The sequence below is a fragment of the Escherichia sp. XD33 genome (assembly GCF_019375075.1).
Taxonomy (GTDB): Bacteria; Pseudomonadota; Gammaproteobacteria; order Enterobacterales; family Enterobacteriaceae; genus Enterobacter; species Enterobacter flexneri_A.
Window position 1 is genome coordinate 177,530 of sequence record NZ_JAENDM010000002.1, and the last position, 19,434, is coordinate 196,963.

At 48.8% G+C, this 19,434-nt stretch carries 19 protein-coding genes; 5 read left to right on the forward strand and 14 right to left on the reverse strand.

What is annotated here, in order from left to right; genetic code table 11:
* Window positions 1–88 precede the first annotated feature (88 nt).
* On the forward strand, window positions 89–784 hold the full coding sequence (gene bioD / locus K0778_RS02380) for a dethiobiotin synthase (protein WP_000919231.1): 696 nt from the start codon (window positions 89–91) through the stop codon (window positions 782–784).
* Here the strand turns inward: bioD and clcB are convergent.
* The 7 genes from clcB to K0778_RS02415 form a co-directional block, all read right to left on the reverse strand.
* The gene (clcB, locus tag K0778_RS02385; protein ID WP_072651184.1) at window positions 737–2,029 is read right to left on the reverse strand and encodes a voltage-gated ClC-type chloride channel ClcB; all 1,293 of its coding nucleotides are present in this window, start codon (window positions 2,027–2,029) and stop codon (window positions 737–739) included. The two genes, bioD and clcB, sit on opposite strands and share 48 nt — an antisense overlap.
* A 158-nt stretch (window positions 2,030–2,187) precedes the next feature.
* Window positions 2,188–2,802 (reverse strand): Tat proofreading chaperone DmsD, encoded by a 615-nt coding sequence (dmsD, locus tag K0778_RS02390; RefSeq protein ID WP_000148710.1) that lies wholly within the window; start codon window positions 2,800–2,802, stop codon window positions 2,188–2,190.
* Between the two features lie 42 nt (window positions 2,803–2,844).
* Entirely contained in the window at window positions 2,845–3,699 is an 855-nt protein-coding gene (gene ynfH / locus K0778_RS02395; RefSeq protein ID WP_000526503.1) for a selenate reductase membrane anchor subunit YnfH, read from the reverse strand.
* 1 nt (window position 3,700) lies between these two features.
* Window positions 3,701–4,318, reverse strand: a complete 618-nt coding sequence (gene ynfG / locus K0778_RS02400) for a DMSO reductase like molybdoenzyme iron-sulfur subunit YnfG (RefSeq protein ID WP_000213028.1) — start codon at window positions 4,316–4,318, stop codon at window positions 3,701–3,703.
* 10 nt (window positions 4,319–4,328) lie between these two features.
* Window positions 4,329–6,752 (reverse strand): selenate/tellurate reductase subunit YnfF, encoded by a 2,424-nt coding sequence (gene ynfF / locus K0778_RS02405; RefSeq protein WP_001340362.1) that lies wholly within the window; start codon window positions 6,750–6,752, stop codon window positions 4,329–4,331.
* Between the two features lie 60 nt (window positions 6,753–6,812).
* On the reverse strand, window positions 6,813–9,239 hold the full coding sequence (ynfE, locus tag K0778_RS02410) for a selenate/tellurate reductase subunit YnfE (protein ID WP_001619485.1): 2,427 nt from the start codon (window positions 9,237–9,239) through the stop codon (window positions 6,813–6,815).
* Between the two features lie 198 nt (window positions 9,240–9,437).
* Window positions 9,438–9,743, reverse strand: coding sequence for a DUF1161 domain-containing protein (locus K0778_RS02415; protein ID WP_001295396.1), 306 nt, complete (start codon window positions 9,741–9,743; stop codon window positions 9,438–9,440).
* 107 nt (window positions 9,744–9,850) lie between these two features.
* Here K0778_RS02415 and K0778_RS02420 point away from each other — a divergent pair, with 107 nt between their 5' ends.
* Window positions 9,851–10,561 carry a YnfC family lipoprotein gene (locus K0778_RS02420; RefSeq protein WP_072651186.1) on the forward strand — a complete coding sequence of 237 codons (711 nt, stop codon included), beginning with the start codon at window positions 9,851–9,853 and terminating at the stop codon, window positions 10,559–10,561.
* Window positions 10,562–10,563: 2 nt separating this feature from the next.
* Here K0778_RS02420 and speG read toward each other — a convergent pair whose 3' ends face one another.
* Window positions 10,564–11,124, reverse strand: coding sequence for a spermidine N1-acetyltransferase (speG, locus tag K0778_RS02425; RefSeq protein WP_001138581.1), 561 nt, complete (start codon window positions 11,122–11,124; stop codon window positions 10,564–10,566).
* Between the two features lie 34 nt (window positions 11,125–11,158).
* Window positions 11,159–11,500, reverse strand: coding sequence for a DUF1283 family protein (locus K0778_RS02430; protein WP_000705197.1), 342 nt, complete (start codon window positions 11,498–11,500; stop codon window positions 11,159–11,161).
* A gap of 134 nt (window positions 11,501–11,634) precedes the next feature.
* Between K0778_RS02430 and K0778_RS02435 the strand changes: the two genes are divergently transcribed.
* The 3 genes from K0778_RS02435 (at window position 11,635) to K0778_RS02445 (ending at window position 14,412) form a co-directional block, all read left to right on the forward strand.
* Window positions 11,635–11,961: a YnfA family protein gene (locus tag K0778_RS02435; protein WP_000598292.1), complete on the forward strand. Its 327-nt coding sequence runs from the start codon at window positions 11,635–11,637 to the stop codon at window positions 11,959–11,961.
* A gap of 205 nt (window positions 11,962–12,166) precedes the next feature.
* A complete protein-coding gene (rspA, locus tag K0778_RS02440) occupies window positions 12,167–13,381 on the forward strand; it encodes a starvation-sensing protein RspA (RefSeq protein WP_072651183.1) in 1,215 nt (404 codons plus the stop codon).
* Between the two features lie 11 nt (window positions 13,382–13,392).
* A complete protein-coding gene (locus K0778_RS02445) occupies window positions 13,393–14,412 on the forward strand; it encodes a Zn-dependent oxidoreductase (RefSeq protein WP_000836066.1) in 1,020 nt (339 codons plus the stop codon).
* Between the two features lie 187 nt (window positions 14,413–14,599).
* Here K0778_RS02445 and K0778_RS02450 read toward each other — a convergent pair whose 3' ends face one another.
* From K0778_RS02450 to dicB, 5 genes are all read right to left on the reverse strand, one after another.
* A complete protein-coding gene (locus tag K0778_RS02450) occupies window positions 14,600–15,880 on the reverse strand; it encodes a site-specific integrase (protein WP_063084877.1) in 1,281 nt (426 codons plus the stop codon).
* A gap of 34 nt (window positions 15,881–15,914) precedes the next feature.
* Window positions 15,915–16,166, reverse strand: coding sequence for an excisionase family protein (locus K0778_RS02455; RefSeq protein ID WP_000005552.1), 252 nt, complete (start codon window positions 16,164–16,166; stop codon window positions 15,915–15,917).
* Window positions 16,167–16,238: 72 nt separating this feature from the next.
* Window positions 16,239–18,710: an exonuclease gene (locus K0778_RS02460; RefSeq protein WP_063084876.1), complete on the reverse strand. Its 2,472-nt coding sequence runs from the start codon at window positions 18,708–18,710 to the stop codon at window positions 16,239–16,241.
* 93 nt (window positions 18,711–18,803) lie between these two features.
* Window positions 18,804–18,995, reverse strand: a complete 192-nt coding sequence (gene ydfD / locus K0778_RS02465; protein ID WP_001083273.1) for a lysis protein YdfD — start codon at window positions 18,993–18,995, stop codon at window positions 18,804–18,806.
* The gene (gene dicB / locus K0778_RS02470; protein WP_000854559.1) at window positions 18,992–19,180 is read right to left on the reverse strand and encodes a cell division inhibition protein DicB; all 189 of its coding nucleotides are present in this window, start codon (window positions 19,178–19,180) and stop codon (window positions 18,992–18,994) included. Before dicB ends, ydfD begins: the two co-directional genes overlap by 4 nt.
* Between the last annotated feature and the right edge of the window lie 254 nt (window positions 19,181–19,434).

The following is a 19,434-nucleotide window of genomic DNA, read 5'->3' on the forward strand; positions in this document are numbered from 1 at the left end:
CAATTTGGGCCAGGAAAGCATAACTTAGACTTTCAAGGTTAATTATTTTCCTGGTTTATATTTGTGAAGCATAACGGTGGAGTTAGTGATGCTGAAGCGTTTCTTTATTACCGGTACAGACACTTCTGTAGGGAAAACGGTGGTTTCCCGCGCATTGCTACAAGCGTTAGCCTCCCAGGGAAAAACGGTTGCGGGATATAAACCCGTAGCGAAGGGGAGCAAAGAGACACCCGAAGGGCTGCGTAATAAAGATGCCCTGGTGTTGCAGAGTGTTTCAACCATCGAACTGCCTTATGAAGCAGTTAATCCTATCGCGTTAAGCGAAGAAGAAAGTAGCGTGGCGCACAGTTGCCCAATCAATTACACCCTCATTTCAAACGGCCTGGCAAACCTGACCGAAAAAGTCGATCATGTCGTGGTAGAAGGGACTGGCGGCTGGCGCAGTCTGATGAATGATTTGCGTCCACTCTCTGAATGGGTAGTGCAGGAACAACTGCCGGTGTTGATGGTTGTCGGTATTCAGGAAGGTTGCATTAACCATGCACTGCTAACAGCTCAGGCGATCGCCAACGACGGGCTGCCGCTCATTGGCTGGGTGGCTAACCGAATCAACCCAGGACTGGCGCATTATGCGGAAATCATTGATGTGCTGGGTAAAAAACTTCCGGCACCGCTCATTGGTGAACTGCCTTATCTGCCGCGCGCCGAACAGCGTGAACTGGGGCAATACATCCGCTTAGCTATGCTGCGCAGTGTGCTGGCGGTAGATAGAGTCACGGTGTAACGTCCGCGAAATTACCGACGCAATTACGCAGGCAATCAATAAACCGGGGAGTAGCTGATACTCCCCGGTCATTTCACATATCATCAACGTCGACATAATCGGCGCGTGCGTGGTCGCCGCCAACAGTGTCGCCATCCCGGTCAATCCGAGTAAAAGTGTAATTTCTTCGCCATCAGGGAACCATAATCCCAGGCTACGACCATACAACATGCCAATGGCAAGACCGATAAATAGCGTCGGTGTAAAGACCCCACCGGGTGCGCCGGAACCGCTACTCGCCAGCACGGCACACAGTTTACAAAGGAAGATCCCGGCAATGATCATTAACAGTGGTGGGGCGGTTAAAAAGGATTGTACGGTGCTATAGCCGTTGCCCCACACTGCAGGTGTGAACAGGGAAAGCAGACCCACGATCAACCCGCCTAGTGCCAGTTGCCAGGGCGGCGCAAGTTTGAGACTCACAAATCCACGATGACAGGCGTTCATTAACGTTAACAACAGTGGTCCGCACAGACCTGCCAGCACACCTGTACTGATAATCAGCGCATAGTCACGAGCCTGAACCGTCACTGAGAGTTGTACGTTGTAGAGTAACGCGTCGCTATGATTAATCAGATTGCTAACCAGCAATGCCACGACGGCGGAAATAATCACCGGGCCGAGAGAGGCCAACATCATAGTGCCAAACAGCACTTCGGCTATAAATAAACTGCCAGCAAGCGGGACACGATAGGCCGCAGCCATTCCCGCCGCGGCCCCACAGGCGATCCATAATTTCCACTCCTGGCGTGGCGTAAAACGTTGGGCAAAACAGGAGGCGGCAAGGGCAGCTAAAAGAATCATCGCACCTTCGCGACCAATTGCACTGCCGCTGGTTACTACCAGCAGAGAGGCAAGCGATTTAACCAGGCTTGCTGCGTAATCGAACTGTCCATCGGTTTGCAACGCTTCCATGTAATCGGTCGGCGCATGAGGGCGTTGTTGGGTAAATTTCTGCCAGCCCATCAGCAACAAACCCGCCGCCAGTCCGCCGAGCGCCGGAGTTAGCAACCGTCGCCAGGGGGAAAGGTTTGTCGCTGCATTGACCAGACTGCCGGAGTCATTATTGAGGAACAACCACTCCAGTAGCAGCATCGCATGACGAAACCCGGCAACGGCAAAGGCCGCGAGAATACCGACGACTGTTGCGATAAGCAGACGGCGGAACATAGTGCGCAGATCCGGATAGATGTGTAGATGATGCATGAGCAGAAATGGGCAATGAAACACGGGCGACTATTTTGCGGCAAAAGAGGCCAGCCGCAAAAGCAGTGCGTGCTTTAAGAGATAAAAAAACGTGACACTGTAACCTATTATTGCCGGATTGCGCGTAATCGTCACCATCCGGCAATATTACGGTGATCCTATCGAAACAGCGGTTTAACCGCGACAGGAATTAACAGTTGTGATTGCCATTGCGCCAGCGTTAAGCGAGCCAGTTCACCCAGTGCACGGTAGAAAGGGTGTTCTGCTTTTTCGATAAAAACATCAAGAAAACGTGTTGACCACGGAAAAAGGTGCCATGCCAGCAATTCTTCGCATTCTGTCTGGCGACCATTCTCCGCCAACCACGCAGCCATCAACAGCAGTGAACCAAAATGATCTTCCGGTTCGTTTTGCTTCATTTCAAACTGAATGCCTTTCTCGCGCATCCACTGACGAAGTGCCAATGTTGAATCGCCAAACAGCACAGATTCGCGATCCAGCCAGACCGACCCCCACGGCGGAGACGGCAGTGCCCACGGGCCGACAAACAAACGCTGCCAGGCCTGGGCGTGAGTCTCTTCACACTGTGTCTGAAAAGCCGTCACCAGCGGCGCTAATGACGCTTCTGGTAGAGGCCACTGAGTTTCCCAGCCGTCACTGGTGAGTACCGCAACCAGAGGTGCGGCTTCCGCACTCTCTGGAGCGTAATAAAACAGCGCGCCCAACACGCGCGCCGCGACAGAAAAATTATCTTGCTGTGAAAAATGGGTCATTCCTAACATCCTGAAATGTGCGGGTTGCCCCGCACCAATTTGTTAACCTGCAATAGCCATTCCTACTGTCATGTGCAGGCCATAAAAGAGCACACGCCCGATCATCTCACCGCCAAGTATGAGGATTAGCCCCAGAATAAGTCCGGCAACGTGAGGTTCACGGCGACGAATGAGCGGGCAAAGCCAGCATCCAAGACCTGCGCATAACAATACCACACGCCAGACCTGTAAGGAGGCGTAATCTGGTACCAGTGCGCTGGCTTGTTGCACGGATGAGTGAATAGACGCCAGAGACAAACCTTGCAGCACAATCACCCCGGCACAAGCGATCAGCGCCAGAACGCTAATGATGGCAAATGGTGTGGTATTAAATGTAACGCGAGCTGCCCGCAGAATTGCGGCAGCAAGTATTGGACCGCTCAACAATACCGTCAGGAAGAAAGCCAGCGTAGTGTAACCGTTATGCCAGGTTGGCACGGTGTCGATTTGATACACGCAGGTCATCATCCAGACGAAAATGACGCCGAGCGCCATGCTGAAAAGTAACCAGAGTTTCCCCAACGCTTGCGGCATTTTACCGATGACTGCCACCAGCCACCATAATCCGCCAACGGCAAAAAATATGGAACCGGCAGCAATCTCGTTACTCAGACCAGAAGCTCCGATTCGATTCAGCGAGTTAAACGCCCGCAGTGGCGATCCTAGGTGCATGACAGAGGCAATAAACCCGACGCCCATCAACAGCCAGAGGAAAAACATGCCACGGACAATACGCTGACGGTCTGCGTCATTTTTGGCGGCGAACCAGCCAATTCCGCTAACAATCAGCGCGCCTACTACGCATTGACCCAATACGGTAAAGATAACCAGTGGCCACTCATGCCATCCATTTCCCATTTTACACTTCCTCCGGATTAGCCAGATAACCAGTGGTATCGCCGGTCGGGCGGCTGTTGGCGTTAGGTTTGATAACGATATTGGGTTTTGTGAAATGCGCGCGCGGCAGTGGCGCGACGGCAGCAAGAGTGCCGTGCTTCTGGCGCAGCTCTTCAATTGGACCGAACTCAAGTGCACGCAGCGGGCAGGATTCGACACATATGGGTTGTTTCCCCTCGGCGACGCGCGAATAACAACCATCGCACTTCGTCATGTGCCCTTTTTCAGCATTGTACTGTGGCGCGCCGTACGGACAAGCCATGTGGCAGTAGCGGCAGCCGATACAAACATCTTCATCAACCACCACAAAGCCATCTTCACGCTTATGCATTGCGCCGCTGGGGCAGACTTTTGTACATGCGGGGTCATCGCAATGGTTACAGGAGATGGAGAGATAATAAGCGAACACGTTCTGGTGCCAGACGCCATTATCTTCCTGCCAGTCGCCGCCAGCGTATTCATAAATACGGCGGAAACTGACTTCCGGGCCAAGATCTTTAAAATCTTTGCACGCCAGTTCGCAGGTTTTACAGCCAGTACAGCGGCTGGAATCGATAAAAAATCCATATTGTGTGGTCATGGGCTACTCCTTAAACCTTTTCGATCTGGACAAGATTGCTGTGCGACGGGTTTCCCTTTGCCAGCGGTGAAGGGCGGTGAGAGGTCAGAATATTGATACTGCCGCCGTGATCGACCCGGTCACCAAACATATCCGCTTTAAGCCACGCACCTTGCCCGATGGCGGTAACGCCAGGCAGAATACGCGGAGTCACTTTTGCGGCAATCAGCATTTCTCCATTATTGTTAAATACCCGCACGGTATCGCCATGACGGATACCGCGTGCCTGAGCATCAATGGGGTTGATCCACACCTCTTGTGGGCAGGCCTGCTGTAACACATCAATATTGCCGTAGCTGGAGTGGGTACGCGCTTTGTAATGGAAGCCCGTTAACTGCAGTGGATAGGTTTTCCGCAGGGGATCGTCCCAGCCATCAAAACCTGGGGTATACGCAGGAAGGGGATGAATAATTTCATCTTTTTTCAATTCCCAGGTATCTGCAATCTTCGCCAGTCGTTCAGAATAAATTTCGATTTTCCCCGAAGGTGTTTTCAACGGGTTTGCCTGTGGATCTTCACGGAATGCGCGGAAAGCGACGTAGTGTTCTTCCGGGCATTTTTTCTTAAAGATCCCGGTCGTTTTCATCTCCTCGTAGTCGGGCATCTCAGGGTTACGTTCCTTCGTTTTCGCATGGAGATATTTGATCCATTCATGCTGACTGCGACCTTCAGTAAAGGTTTGATAAACGTCTGGTCCTAAGCGTTTGGCGACTTCACTCAGCATCCAGTAGATGGGTTTGCGTTCAAATTTTGCTGAGGTTGCGGGTTGGGCGAGGATCACATAGCCCATATTCCCTGCAGATTCATGAGAGATAAGGTCTTCTTGCTCTGTTGGCATCAGGTCGGGCAACAGGATATCGCAATACTTAGCCGAGGCCGTCATGAAGTGGTCAATGCCAACAATCATCTCGCACTTGCTGTCATCCTGAAGCACCTCATGGGTGTGATTGATGTCGCCATGTTGATTGATCAATGTGTTACTGGCGTAGCACCATAAAAACTTGATGGGGACATCCAGTTTTTCTTTTCCACGAACACCATCACGGGTCGCGGTCATTTCCGTACCATGGTCGATGGCATCTGTCCATGTAAAGACGGAAATCTGCGTTTTAACAGGATTCTCGAGCATCGGGAACCATTCTACCCCCAGATCCCAGCTACCTTCGCGTACGCCTGAGTTGCCGCCGTTTATGCCGACGTTGCCGGTGAGAACGGAAAGCATGGCAATAGCGCGGGATGTTTGCTCGCCGTTGGAATGTCGTTGTGGCCCCCAACCCTGACAAATATAAGCAGGTTTTGCTGAACCGATCTCTCGTGCCAACTGGATAATTTTTTCTGCCGGGATGCTGGTGATTTTTGCTGCCCATTCCGGCGTTTTAGCTATGCCGTCAGGCCCTTCGCCCAGAATATAGGCTTTATAATGCGCGTTACGTGGTGCGTTGGCGGGCAGCGTTTTTTCATCGTAACCAACACAATATTTGTCGAGAAATGGCTGATCGACCATGTTTTCAGTAATCAGTACCCAGGCAATCGCACAGGCCAGTGCGCCATCGGTGCCAGGGCGAATGGGCAGCCATTCATCTTCACGCCCGGCAGCAGTGTCGTTATAACGTGGATCGATGACGATCATGCGTGCGTTTGAACGTTCGCGGGCTTGCTCGACGTAGTAAGTGACACCACCGCCGCTCATCCGCGTTTCTGCCGGGTTATTTCCGAACATAACGACCAGTTTCGTATTGGCGATATCATCCGGGCTGTTGCCATCATTGGCACCGAACATATAACTCATTGCGGCACTGATCTGTGCGGTACTGTAGCTGCCATAGCGACTGAGAAAACCACCGCAAGAGTTCATCAGACGGTACGGGACGTTTGAGTTGGTGATGTTTCCGCCATCTACGCCTGTTCCGTACAGGACATGTACAGCCTCATTGCCGTAATCTTTCAGGATCCGCCGAAGATTATCACTGATGGTATCCAGGGCTTCGTCCCAACTTATCCGTTCAAATTTACCTTCACCGCGCTTGCCGACGCGCTTCATGGGATATTTCAACCTATCAGGATGATTCATCCGTCGGCGGATAGAGCGCCCGCGTAAACACGCTCGAACCTGATGATTACCGTAGACGTCGTCACCTGTCGTATCAGACTCCACCCAGTACACGGTGTCATCTTTCACATGCAAACGTAACAGACAGCGGCTCCCGCAGTTAACGGTGCAGGAACTCCAGACCGCTTTCTCTTCTACCGGAGCCTCTGCCGCCCGGACCATTTGGGAAAATGGCAGAGTGAAAGCACTGCTTGCCAGCGCAAGACTGCCAAGTGCGGAGGTTTTCATCAGACTTCTACGGCTGATTTCAGCCTTCATGAGCGCCTCTGTGGTATGGATTTTCATCATTACTCACTTATTGCTTTTCAAACAAAATGTCATGCCAGAATTTATGGTTGTCGTGGGTTATATTTTTTCGATCTCGACCAGATTAGTGTGCTGCGGGTTTCCCTTCGCCAGTGGTGAAGGGCGCAGAGTGGTTAGCGTATTCACACAGCCGCCATGGTCGATTTTATCGCCAGACATATTGGCCTCGTGCCAGGCTCCCTGGCCCATAGCGCTAACTCCAGGGAGAATACGTGGTGTTACTTTGGCTGGTAGCCGAACTTCGCCACGATGGTTAAACACCCGCACCATATCGCCGTTGGCAATCCCACGTTTCTGCGCATCTATAGGGTTGATCCACACCTCCTGACGGCAGGCAGCCTTCAGGAGATCAATATTGCCGTAGGTCGAGTGAGTACGGGATTTGTAATGGAAACCAAACAGTTGCAGTGGGAAGGTTCTACGTTCAGGGGAGTTCCAGCCTTCAAAGGTTGAGGCATAAACTGGCAATGGGCTTATCACTTCATCTTTTTCCAGTTCCCAGGTACGGGCAATTTCCGCCAGCCTGCTGGAATAAATTTCAATCTTACCGGAAGGCGTTTTAAGTGGATTTGCCTCGGGGTCGTCACGAAATGCTTTGTAGGCGACAAAATGGCCATTGGGATCTTTACGCTTATAGATACCCATTTTTTTCAGTTCGTCGTAAGACGGTAACGCCGGATCTTTGGCAAGCATTTTGGCGTACAGATGTTGTAACCATTGTTCCTGCGTGCGACCTTCTGTGAACTTTTGATAGACGTCAGGTCCAAGACGTTTCGCGACTTCACTCAGGATCCAGTAAATCGGTTTGCGTTCGAATTTTTCGCTGGTGACAGGCTGGAGGAAAATGAGATATCCCATGTTACCGGCGTAGTCGTTAGGAATAATATCTTCCTGCTCAACGGTCATCAGGTCTGGCAGCAGAATGTCGGCATATTTTGCCGATGAGGTCATAAAGTTTTCGATGACCACAATCATTTCGCATTTCGATTCGTCCTGCAGAATTTCATGCGTTTTGTTGATGTCAGAATGCTGATTAACGAGGGTATTTCCCGCGTAGTTCCAGATGAACTTAATGGGCACATCCAGTTTATCTTTGCCGCGGACGCCGTCGCGGATTGCCGTCATTTGCGGACCATGATCGATAGCATCTGTCCAGCTGAAGCAGGAGATTGACGTTTTGACCGGATTATCCAGCACCGGCAGGCGTTCTATGGTAATGGTATAGGTCGATTCACGCGCGCCACTATTTCCGCCGCTGATGCCGACATTGCCCGTCAAAATAGGTAACATAGCAATAGCGCGTGCAGTCAGTTCGCCGTTTGCCTGGCGTTGTGGCCCCCAGCCCTGGCAGATATAAGCGGGTTTTGCTGTGCCAATTTCACGCGCCAGTTTGATGATACGGTCCTCCGGGATACCGGTAATTTGCGAAGCCCACTGCGGCGTTTTCGCTGTTTTATCGTCACCTTCACCAAGAATATAGGCTTTATAGTGACCATTTTTGGGTGCATCTGCGGGTAAGGTTTTTTCGTCATAGCCGACGCAGTATTTATCGAGAAAAGGTTGATCAACGAGATTTTCGTTAATCAATACCCAGGCAATCCCCGCAACCAGCGCGGCATCGGTGCCCGGGCGAATAGGAAGCCATTCATCTTCACGACCAGCAGCCGTATCGGTATATCGCGGATCGATAACAATCATTTTGGCGTTCGATTTCTCGCGCGCTTTTTCAAGAAGATAAGTGATGCCACCGCCGCTCATGCGGGTTTCTGCCGGGTTGTTACCAAACATCACGACCAGCTTGCTGTTTTCAATATCCGTGGTGCTGTTGCCATCATTACTGCCGTAGGTGTAGGGCATGGCACAGGAAATTTGCGCGGTGCTGTAGGAGCCATACTGATTGAGTGAACCGCCGTAGCAGTTCATCAGGCGTTTGACCGCCGAGGCTGATGGCGAAGAGCGGGTCATATTGCCGCCAACAATCCCCGAAGAGTACTGAATATATACAGCCTCATTGCCATATTGTTCGACGGTTTTTTTCAGGCTACTGGCGATAGTATCCAGGGCTTCATCCCAGCTAATCCGTTCGAATTTGCCTTCACCGCGTTTACCCACGCGTTTCATTGGGTAATTCAAGCGATCGGGATGATTAATACGCCGGCGGATGGAGCGACCGCGCAAACAGGCGCGTACCTGATGGTTGCCGTACTCATCGCTGCCGGTATTGTCAGTTTCCACCCAGGTCACTTCATTATCTTTAACATGTAGACGAAGTGCACAGCGGCTACCACAGTTGACGGAACAGGCACCCCAGACCACTTTTTCGCGGGCCTGTTGTACCGCTGCTGCTGCACTGCGCAGGGTAAACGGCAAAGAAAAACCGCCTGCAGCCAGCGCCAGAGAACCTATCGCGGTAGATTTAACGAGTGTTCTGCGGCTGATGCCCACCATTCGTTCATTTTTGGACATAACTCACTCCCTGTTCTTTATCGTTATATAAAAGTTTATATATTGAATATTTAGCGCGCTAACAATAGAGGGAGTCTACCCATTTTGGGTTAAGAATTATTAATCCATATCAATAGAAGGGTATGAGTAATAAGGTGGGATTATGTTGTATGTTCAAATCGCCGGATGTGTCGTATCCGGCGTTCAGTCGATAATGTATTACTGCGGTTCGGCAGGCGCGCCATCCTGGGTAGACTGCGCGGGAGCAGAGACGTTACCGCTGGTGGTGCGGGTGTAGAGAATTTTATGCGTATCATTAGCACAATGCCCGACGACCTGGGAATCAGGCTGATCAACCTGGTCATTGGGTACAATACTTAATGTGAAGCTGCTTTCGGGTACGCCATTATTGATAATGCGCTGTGATATATCGCTCTGTATGCGCTCACAGGATCCCGGCGCGGCGAGTACTGCGGGTGAGGCGAGGGCGAGCAGAAGCGCGGCACAGCAGGTTGAGAGTTTCATCATAAGCTCCTTACGCGAAGATAACTTCTTTAAGCATAGCATTTAACGTGTAAAGTACTGTATTTGCTACTATGATTGAGAATCATCTCTACTCTCTGGTGACTGTTGTGAAATACAAATTACTACCATGCTTACTCGCGATATTCCTCACAGGATGTGACCGCACAGAGGTAACACTTTCATTTACCCCTGAGATGGCCAGTTTCTCTAATGAATTCGATTTTGATCCGCTGCGTGGTCCGGTAAAAGATTTCACTCAGACATTAATGGATGAGCAAGGTGAAGTGACGAAACGTGTTTCTGGGACTTTGTCGCAAGAAGGCTGTTTTGATTCACTCGAATTACTGGATCTGGAAAATAATACCGTGGTCGCTCTGGTACTGGACGCCAATTATTACCGTGATGCCGAGACGCTGGAGAAGAGAGTACGTTTACAGGGAAAATGCCAGCTAGCAGAATTACCTTCTGCCGGGGTGAGTTGGGAAACCGATGATAATGGCTTCGTGATTAAAGCCAGCAGCAAACAAATGCAGATGGAATATCGCTATGATGATCAGGGTTATCCACTGGGTAAAACCACGAAAAGTAACGACAAAACATTATCTGTCAGCGCCACGCCATCAACGGACCCGATCAAAAAATTAGATTACACAGCGGTTACTTTACTGAATAATCAACTAGTTGGTAATGTAAAACAGAGCTGTGAATATGACAGTCACGCCAATCCGGTGGACTGTCAGCTGATCATTGTTGATGAAGGAGTAAAACCCGCCGTCGAACGGGTTTACACCATCAAAAATACGATCGATTATTATTAATGCTATTGTGCGGTCGGCTTCAGGAGAGTCTGACCCGGTGTTTTGTGCTCTGCCAGATACTGATGCTGGAATATACACATGCGAATGGCATTACGATATTGACCATTAATAAAGAACTCATGCATCAATTCACCTTCAACCGAAAAGCCAAGCTTGCGGTAAATGTGAATCGCTTTTTCATTCTCTTTATCAACGATCAGATACAGCTTATAGAGATTGAGAACGGTGAAGCCATAGTCCATTGCTAATTTGGCGGCACGGGTTGCCAGACCTTTCCCTTGATACTCCGGGGAGATAATTATCTGAAATTCTGCGCGGCGATGAACATGGTTAATTTCCACCAGCTCCACCAGACCGGCTTTTTCGCCGTCACATTCCACCACAAAGCGCCGTTCGCTCTGATCATGAATATGCTTATCATACAGATCAGAGAGTTCAACAAAGGCTTCGTAGGGTTCCTCAAACCAGTAACGCATCACACTGGCGTTATTGTCGAGTTGATGTACATAGCGTAAATCTTCACGCTCCAGCGGGCGTAGCTTAACACTGTGGGCGCTTGGCATAACGTGTCCTTACATTCCTTAAATCAATAACAGGTTAGGGGGTAATAACGCGGCCAGTTCGACGGTCCAGGCAGCGCAAAGTATTGGGCTCCCAGTAGGCATTGATGTTGGCGCTTTGCTCACATTTATCGCGGTTATCAAAAGCGGCGTCGGCTTTATCCCACTCTTTTTCAGTGCGTTTATTCACTTTCTGACGCAGATTGCGCGTGTCATTCCATTGCTCTTTTTCCATAGCGGCGTGCTGGCGGCTTTGTGCACTGTCGCCAGACTCAATCACCAGTTTGTTAGTTTCGGCATGAACAGTTGTGCTCAATGCCAGTGCGCAAGGCAGCAGAAAAGCGAGCAGGCCGATTCGTTTGCTGAGAGTGATTTTCATAATTCATTCCCTGTATGAATGATTAAAGGTGATTCTACACCATCCACTGCGAACGCAAAACGTACCAGGAGGGTGTTTATATTGATGATATTATGTCGCCCTATAACTATACATGATGTCAATAAGTGACAAAGATGATTAAAACAACGTTACTATTTTTTGCTACTGCGCTGTGTGAAATTATTGGATGCTTTCTGCCCTGGTTGTGGTTAAAACGAAACGCCAGTATCTGGCTGTTGCTTCCGGCGGGGATTTCACTGGCGCTGTTTGTCTGGTTGTTAACGTTGCATCCTGCGGCGAGTGGGCGTGTTTACGCGGCTTATGGTGGCGTTTATGTCTGCACGGCGTTGATGTGGCTGCGCGTTGTGGATGGCGTGAAACTGACTCTTTATGACTGGACGGGTGCGTTGATTGCGCTTTGCGGCATGTTGATCATTGTTGCGGGCTGGGGGCGCACGTAGGAACATAAATCCATTTTATCAATAAGATACGAGGAAGTGTCAGCTGACAAAAGGTATTCTATTTCATCTTTTGTCAACCATTCACAGCGCAAATATACGCCTTTTTTTGTGATCACTCTGGCTTTTTTCGATCTTCATACTTGTATGGTAGTAGCTCAGTTGCGTAGATTTCATGCATCACGACAAGCGATGCAAGGAATCGAACATGAAGATCGTAAAGGCTGAAGTTTTTGTTACCTGTCCGGGGCGTAATTTCGTCACATTAAAAATCACCACTGAGGACGGTATTACGGGCCTTGGGGATGCCACCCTCAATGGACGTGAGCTTTCCGTGGCCTCTTATTTGCAGGATCACCTTTGTCCGCAGCTTATTGGTCGCGATGCGCACCGTATCGAAGATATCTGGCAGTTTTTCTATAAAGGTGCTTACTGGCGTCGCGGTCCGGTTACGATGTCGGCCATTTCAGCGGTTGATATGGCGCTGTGGGATATTAAAGCCAAAGCTGCCAACATGCCGCTTTACCAGTTACTCGGCGGCGCGTCTCGTGAAGGGGTGATGGTTTATTGCCATACCACCGGTCACAGTATTGATGAAGCTCTGGATGATTATGCCCGTCATCAGGAGCTGGGATTCAAAGCCATCCGCGTGCAGTGCGGAATCCCAGGTATGAAAACCACCTACGGCATGTCGAAAGGTAAAGGTCTGGCTTATGAACCCGCAACCAAAGGACAGTGGCCGGAAGAGCAGCTGTGGTCGACGGAGAAATACCTCGATTTCATGCCGAAATTGTTTGACGCGGTACGTAACAAGTTTGGTTTTAATGAATATCTGCTGCATGACTTGCACCATCGCTTAACGCCTATTGAAGCGGCGCGCTTTGGTAAAAGCATTGAAGATTATCGCATGTTCTGGATGGAAGACCCGACGCCTGCGGAAAACCAGGAATGCTTCCGTCTCATTCGCCAACATACCGTCACACCCATCGCAGTGGGTGAAGTCTTCAACAGCATCTGGGACTGCAAACAACTGATTGAAGAGCAACTCATCGATTATATCCGCACCACGCTGACCCATGCAGGCGGAATTACCGGTATGCGCCGGATTGCCGATTTTGCTTCGCTGTATCAGGTACGTACTGGCTCACACGGTCCTTCCGATTTGTCACCAGTCTGCATGGCTGCGGCGCTGCACTTTGATCTGTGGGTCCCCAATTTCGGTGTCCAGGAATACATGGGTTATTCCGAACAAATGCTCGAAGTCTTCCCGCACAACTGGACTTTCGATAACGGCTATATGCATCCGGGAGACAAACCGGGTCTTGGTATCGAATTCGATGAAAAGCTGGCGGCGAAATATCCCTATGAACCTGCTTATCTACCAGTCGCACGTCTGGAAGATGGCACGCTGTGGAACTGGTAAGGAGTAAGATAATGAAAAGCATATTAATTGAAAAACCGAATCAACTGGCGATTGTCGAACGTGAAATACCCACCCCGTCAGCGGGTGAAGTACGAGTAAAAGTGAAACTTGCCGGAATTTGTGGTTCAGATAGCCATATTTATCGTGGGCATAATCCTTTTGCGAAATATCCGCGCGTCATTGGTCATGAATTCTTTGGCGTCATTGATGCAGTGGGTGAAGGCGTGGAAAGCGCCAGAGTCGGTGAACGTGTTGCTGTCGATCCGGTGGTCAGCTGTGGGCATTGCTATCCGTGCTCTATAGGTAAACCGAACGTTTGTACGACACTGGCTGTATTAGGTGTGCACGCTGACGGTGGTTTCAGTGAATATGCCGTGGTTCCGGCAAAAAATGCGTGGAAAATTCCTGAAGCAGTGGCCGATCAATATGCGGTAATGATCGAACCTTTTACCATTGCGGCTAACGTAACCGGACATGGTCAACCGACTGAAAATGATACCGTTCTGGTTTATGGTGCCGGTCCAATCGGCCTGACGATCGTTCAGGTATTAAAAGGCGTCTATAACGTTAAAAATGTGATTGTTGCCGATCGCATTGATGAACGACTGGAAAAAGCGAAAGAGAGCGGGGCTGACTGGGCGATTAATAACAGCCAGACACCGCTTGGCGAGATTTTCACTGAAAAAGGCATCAAGCCGACATTAATTATCGATGCGGCTTGTCATCCTTCTATCCTGAAAGAGGCCGTAACGCTGGCTTCTCCAGCGGCACGTATTGTATTGATGGGGTTCTCCAGTGAACCGTCTGAAGTGATTCAGCAAGGAATTACCGGAAAAGAACTCTCTATTTTCTCTTCACGCTTAAATGCAAATAAATTCCCGATCGTTATCGACTGGTTAAGTAAAGGGTTAATTAAACCAGAAAAATTAATTACCCATACGTTTGATTTCCAGCATGTTGCTGATGCCATTAGTTTATTTGAACAGGATCAAAAACATTGCTGCAAAGTCTTACTCACTTTTTCTGAATAATACCAATAACGGCGAGTAAGTAGTACGCATCTTACCTCTTTTTTAGAGATAACCATTATGACAATAGAAAAACACGAAAGAAGCACTAAGGATTTGGTGAAAGCAGCAGTATCGGGATGGCTGGGCACTGCGCTTGAATTTATGGATTTCAAGAGTCATACGTGTCAACTATTTGATAAATATTAAATTAATTTTTCATTGCTTCGTTATGGGGCATGGTTGGGGCAAACTCGCTTAACTGTGTATTTAACAAAGCTACCTGTGCATTATTGTTTTCAGACATCCATTTTCCGTATACCTGAAATACCATTTGCGCATCTGCATGGCCCATCTGGTTTGCTATAAATGCCGGGTTAGCACCAGCTGTCAGCGACCAGCAGGCATAAGTATGTCTCGACTGATATGATTTTCGATGGCGGAGTCCGGCACGTTTTATCGCTGCGTCCCACATCTGCCTTATTGAGTCAACGGTAAAATGGTCACCATAATTTTTTACTCTCGCTGACACTTCAGGTTGAAAAACAAAGGTGCATTTATGTTTTTCTGTTCTGCCATACTCTCTGAGGTGAACATCAATGATATGCTCTTTGCTCAGTCTCGTTAATGTCATCTGACTCCGGAGAGCGTCGATTGCTGGCTTAATAAGATGAATGACCCGATTGGTTCCCGCCTGTGTTTTTGGGACCGTGAAACGGTCTTTTGCTAAATTTCTCCTGATCATCATTGTTCCATTTTTCAGATCTATGTCCTCCCATCCAAGTGCACACAGCTCACCAGGGCGAACGCCAGTATAAACAGAAACACACCATAAATTTTTGGCTTGCTGATTTCTGCACGCATCGATAAGACGGATGAATTCCTCCCGCGAAAGAGGATCCGGAATGGTTCTTGATTCCTTTAATGGCGAGATCCCCTTAAACGGGTTATCTGCCAGGTAACCGTTATCAACACCAAACTGGAACACGGCGTTAAGATTTGTCATGTAATTATTTACAGTTACAGCCGATCTCCCTGGTTGTGTAACAATATAGTTACTTTTGGGGATCTGGTATCCAGTCAGTAGCTCTTTACGAACCTCCAGTAATTTTTCTTTATTAATCGATGAGGCAAGATTTTTTTCACCGATTATGCTCAGGATATTTTTGATGACGGCACGGTATGTGTTGAGTGATGTTTTTGCGACTTCAGTTTCTTTCAGTGCCAGAAATTTTTCAGCCAGTTCTTTTATGGTTAAATCTTGTCGGGCCTCACCAAATTTTTCCAGATTGCGTGAGGAGGGAAACTGTTTTGCATAGTCGAAAACACCAGTTTTTATTGCGTAACAAACAGAGGCGCGTAGCTCACCTGCAACGCGCCTGTTTTTTGCTGTGTCAGGAACCTCCAGGTTTTCCCTGACTCTTACGCCTTTATAAACAAACCAGATACGTAATTTCCCTCCATGGTTTTCCACGCCTGTCGGATATTTCATTTCAACTTCTCTCATTAGTTAGTGTGGCTTTTAGTCAAGTAAGATGACGTCTTGGTCTTGCTGATGCCTGGCGCTCAATCCAGCGATCAATTTCTTCCAGGTTGTAAAAGCATGGACTGTTATCCCATGGCATACCGTCATGAGCGACATGCTTATATTCCCTTCCTTCCATAAACGATTTTTCCCGGGCCTTTTTTAACGTACCTTTTTTTATTCCTTTCAGCGCAATTAACTGCTCTTCGGATACCCATTTGCCGGGAGAGACAATCATGATTACTTCGCTCATCGATTTCTTTATCTCTTACATCAGACGAGCGCCGGTTGCAGAATACCAGTCACAACCGGCGACAGTTGAACATTAAGAATCAGCCTGACTCGGGATCAGTTTTTGCCAGATAGCTGAAACGTATTTTGCCTGGTAACGGGCGTCATCAAGTGCATTATGGCGCTCACCTTCGAATGGAATAGCCGTTCTGGCATCGAAGTCTATGGCTTTCCCCAGCTCAACGATTGTGCGTACATCGCGATCGTTGTAGTAACGCCACGGGCAGGGGATCCCCTGCCGTTCGTATGAACGGCGCAAAATCGTGTTGTCGAAGTTGGCTCCATTTCCCCAGACATGAACAAAAAATTCACCGGAGTTTTCGTCGATAAATTCCCGCAATTGTAACAGTGCATCATCTAACGGGATTTCATCGGTCATAATGGCAGATTGCGCTTCGCGTGATTGTTTAAGCCACCATTTAATGGTGTCCCGATCAATGACTCCGCCAGCAGTTTCCAGATCGATAGTCTTACTAAATTCCGGTCCCATATCTCCGGTTTGCGGATCGAAAAATATTGCACCTATTGAGATAATCGGGGCATCGGGATTTTTTCCCATGGTTTCAAGGTCGATCATTAGATGGTCACACGTCCTGCTGGTGGATGTGATTTCGTGATGACCGTTCACCTTAATTGAGTGATCTGCCGTCTCGCCAGTTTCATTATCGCTATTGTGATGCTGATTGCCGCCAGTGTTCTCCTTGTGTGGATGTTCAGCGCCTTCCATTTCCTCCGGATCATCTTCCTGAACTTCAACCTGATACTCTTCATCGAATGTTTCTTGGTATGTTGTGTCGCCCATCACCGCGCCACAATCAGGGCAGTTGCCGCCGCCGGTCTGACCGCAGGCGGTGCAGACTTTTTCCACTTCCTGTTGCGCCACTGGTTCAGGCTGTTTCGTTTCTGGCTCGTTTTGTAACGCATTTGTGCTGTTTTGTTCCGCTTTTTGGTAGTTCCGTTCCGATTCATGCTGGTTCTGGTTCACAGAATCGCGGGTCTGGATCCCCTTAACCCATTTCGGATCATTCGGGTCACTAATCCCTTCAACAAATTCACCACGTGATGCAGCAAGCAACTTATCGGCGTCAGGCTGGCTGATATTGGCTGCCTGCATAATTTTGTTTACTTCGTCAGCGGTAACTTTTATCGGCTCTGGTTGTTCTGAATCTTCAGCGGTATCTACATTTTGCGGTAAGCCCGTGTATGTGCCATTTTTTCGGGCAAAATATTCTTCTTTTGTGATTTCAGTGGCGCCAGCAGCCAGTGCCTTATCCAGACCAGAAAGTTTGTTTGCGCGACCGTATTTTTCTCCGTCCTTATCTGCGAAGAGGAAATAGAACGGCCCCTCACGCTCTACAGATGGTTCAGCTTCCGGCGCGGTTTCATTTTTTGGGATATCAGATACCTCAGTTTCCACTGCATCAGTTTGTGTTTCTGATGACTGGAGAACATCAACAGTGCCCAGGTCTGTTTCTTCATTCTCAAACACGCCCTTTGTCGTCAGGTATTCGCAGATATATTTGTTCAGTGCTATGGGAACTTTGTGAATGTCGATCGGACGCTCACGGACAAGGCCAAAAATAGTCTGGCGGTCGTAGCGAAGGGCATCAGGCTGTTTGCGCATTGATGCCGAGATACGCTTCCAGTCTTCGCGGTCGTTGTCGATAACTTCTTTTTTTGCCCAGCGATGGATGCTGCCGTCAATGTTTCCGGCATCCACATCACCAGGCCAGAGAGCGTAGGCCAGTTCGTCATCCAGTGTTTTCCATGTCTGCTTGTATTCGCGATGAATGGCAGCAATGACCGGGCTGATTTTTCCTGTTGAATTTTCAGTGTACTGTTGATTGGCTCTGGCGCGGGCGAGATCAACAACAGACGTGTATTTTCCGGTTTCCTTGCGTTCACCTTCGCGACGTTTTTTCCAGATGCGCATCTCTGCCTGAATTTCGGGCCATTTAGCACCAGGAATACATTTATGCTTAACCCACCCAATGGCGTGCAACTTAAGCTCCGGATACATGGCGTTAACTTCTGGCATTTTCATCAACGCTTCAACGATATGTCCGTCGAATGTTGCCATGTCTTCCTGCAACAATTCCTGTGCGCTAATAACCATATCAACGGTGATGTTTTCACATGTGTCGAACTTAACCATGACAGCGTTCTGTACTTCAGGGGCCAGCTTGTCAAAAGTGACGTTCATCGGATCGGATTCAGTCTCAACCGGGACAAAAGAAGCAGACTCCTCATCCCAGCGGTTTTCCTGCATATATTCAGCATCCCATGAATCGAGGGCAGGGCGGGGTATGCCAGGTTTATCCTCGCAGACAATAAATTTATAAGCGCAGTCCTGAGCAGCCGGATAATGTTCCAGGAACTGCCAGTGAAATTTTGCTCGAGCACGGCGTTCGTCGCCAGCTTCAATGGCTGTGGCTACAGCCACAGCGCCTTCTTCCCTTGTTGCCAGTTCGTCAGGAATAGCGGCGCAAATAAAGACTTTACTCATTTTGTTTTAACCTCATGACAGATTTAAGGATGAACAAATCCCTGCCATTGCTGGCATATAAGAATGAAACCGGATATTTATTACGGAACTGTTTTAAAGACCTGCCGGGATTTCGATATTATCCTGGTGAATAACTTTATCGACCGGGTAACAGTTACCGGGAATTTTCTGTTCGGTTGCTGCTGTCATACACTCCTGCATTGTCCTGTGAACACTGACTGCAATATCAACTGGCTCTCCGGAAACAAGAAAAACTGTCAGAACAAGCGCAAATGCTGAATTCATTGTGCACATCCTTTTGGCATCAGACGTAAACGAGCCAGCATTGAAACAATGCATATTTTATTTAATAGCTCCCGTTCTTGTTTTCTCTTGTTAATGGCATCTTCAGTAAATACAGGGTTACTGATAGTGACACCAATTTCAAAACAACCTTCAGACGTATTAACGTTTGGTAATAACGTTTTCATTATCGCGTCCTCAACAATGAATTTTGTGATGCAGTGCCTGGTGCCTCCAGGTGACGTTAACCAGTTAACAATTAACGCCGGATACAGAGAATCCACCCATAACACTGTTTTTGGTTTTAACTGTTCCGCGTGCGCTTAGCCGCATTCACCGCATCACAAAATTCACTTTAAAAACGGCGGCAGAGCAGTCACGGAGTAAAACTGATACCGCCAAACGTCACCAGAAAATTGATAACAGAGGGCGTTGCAGCGGG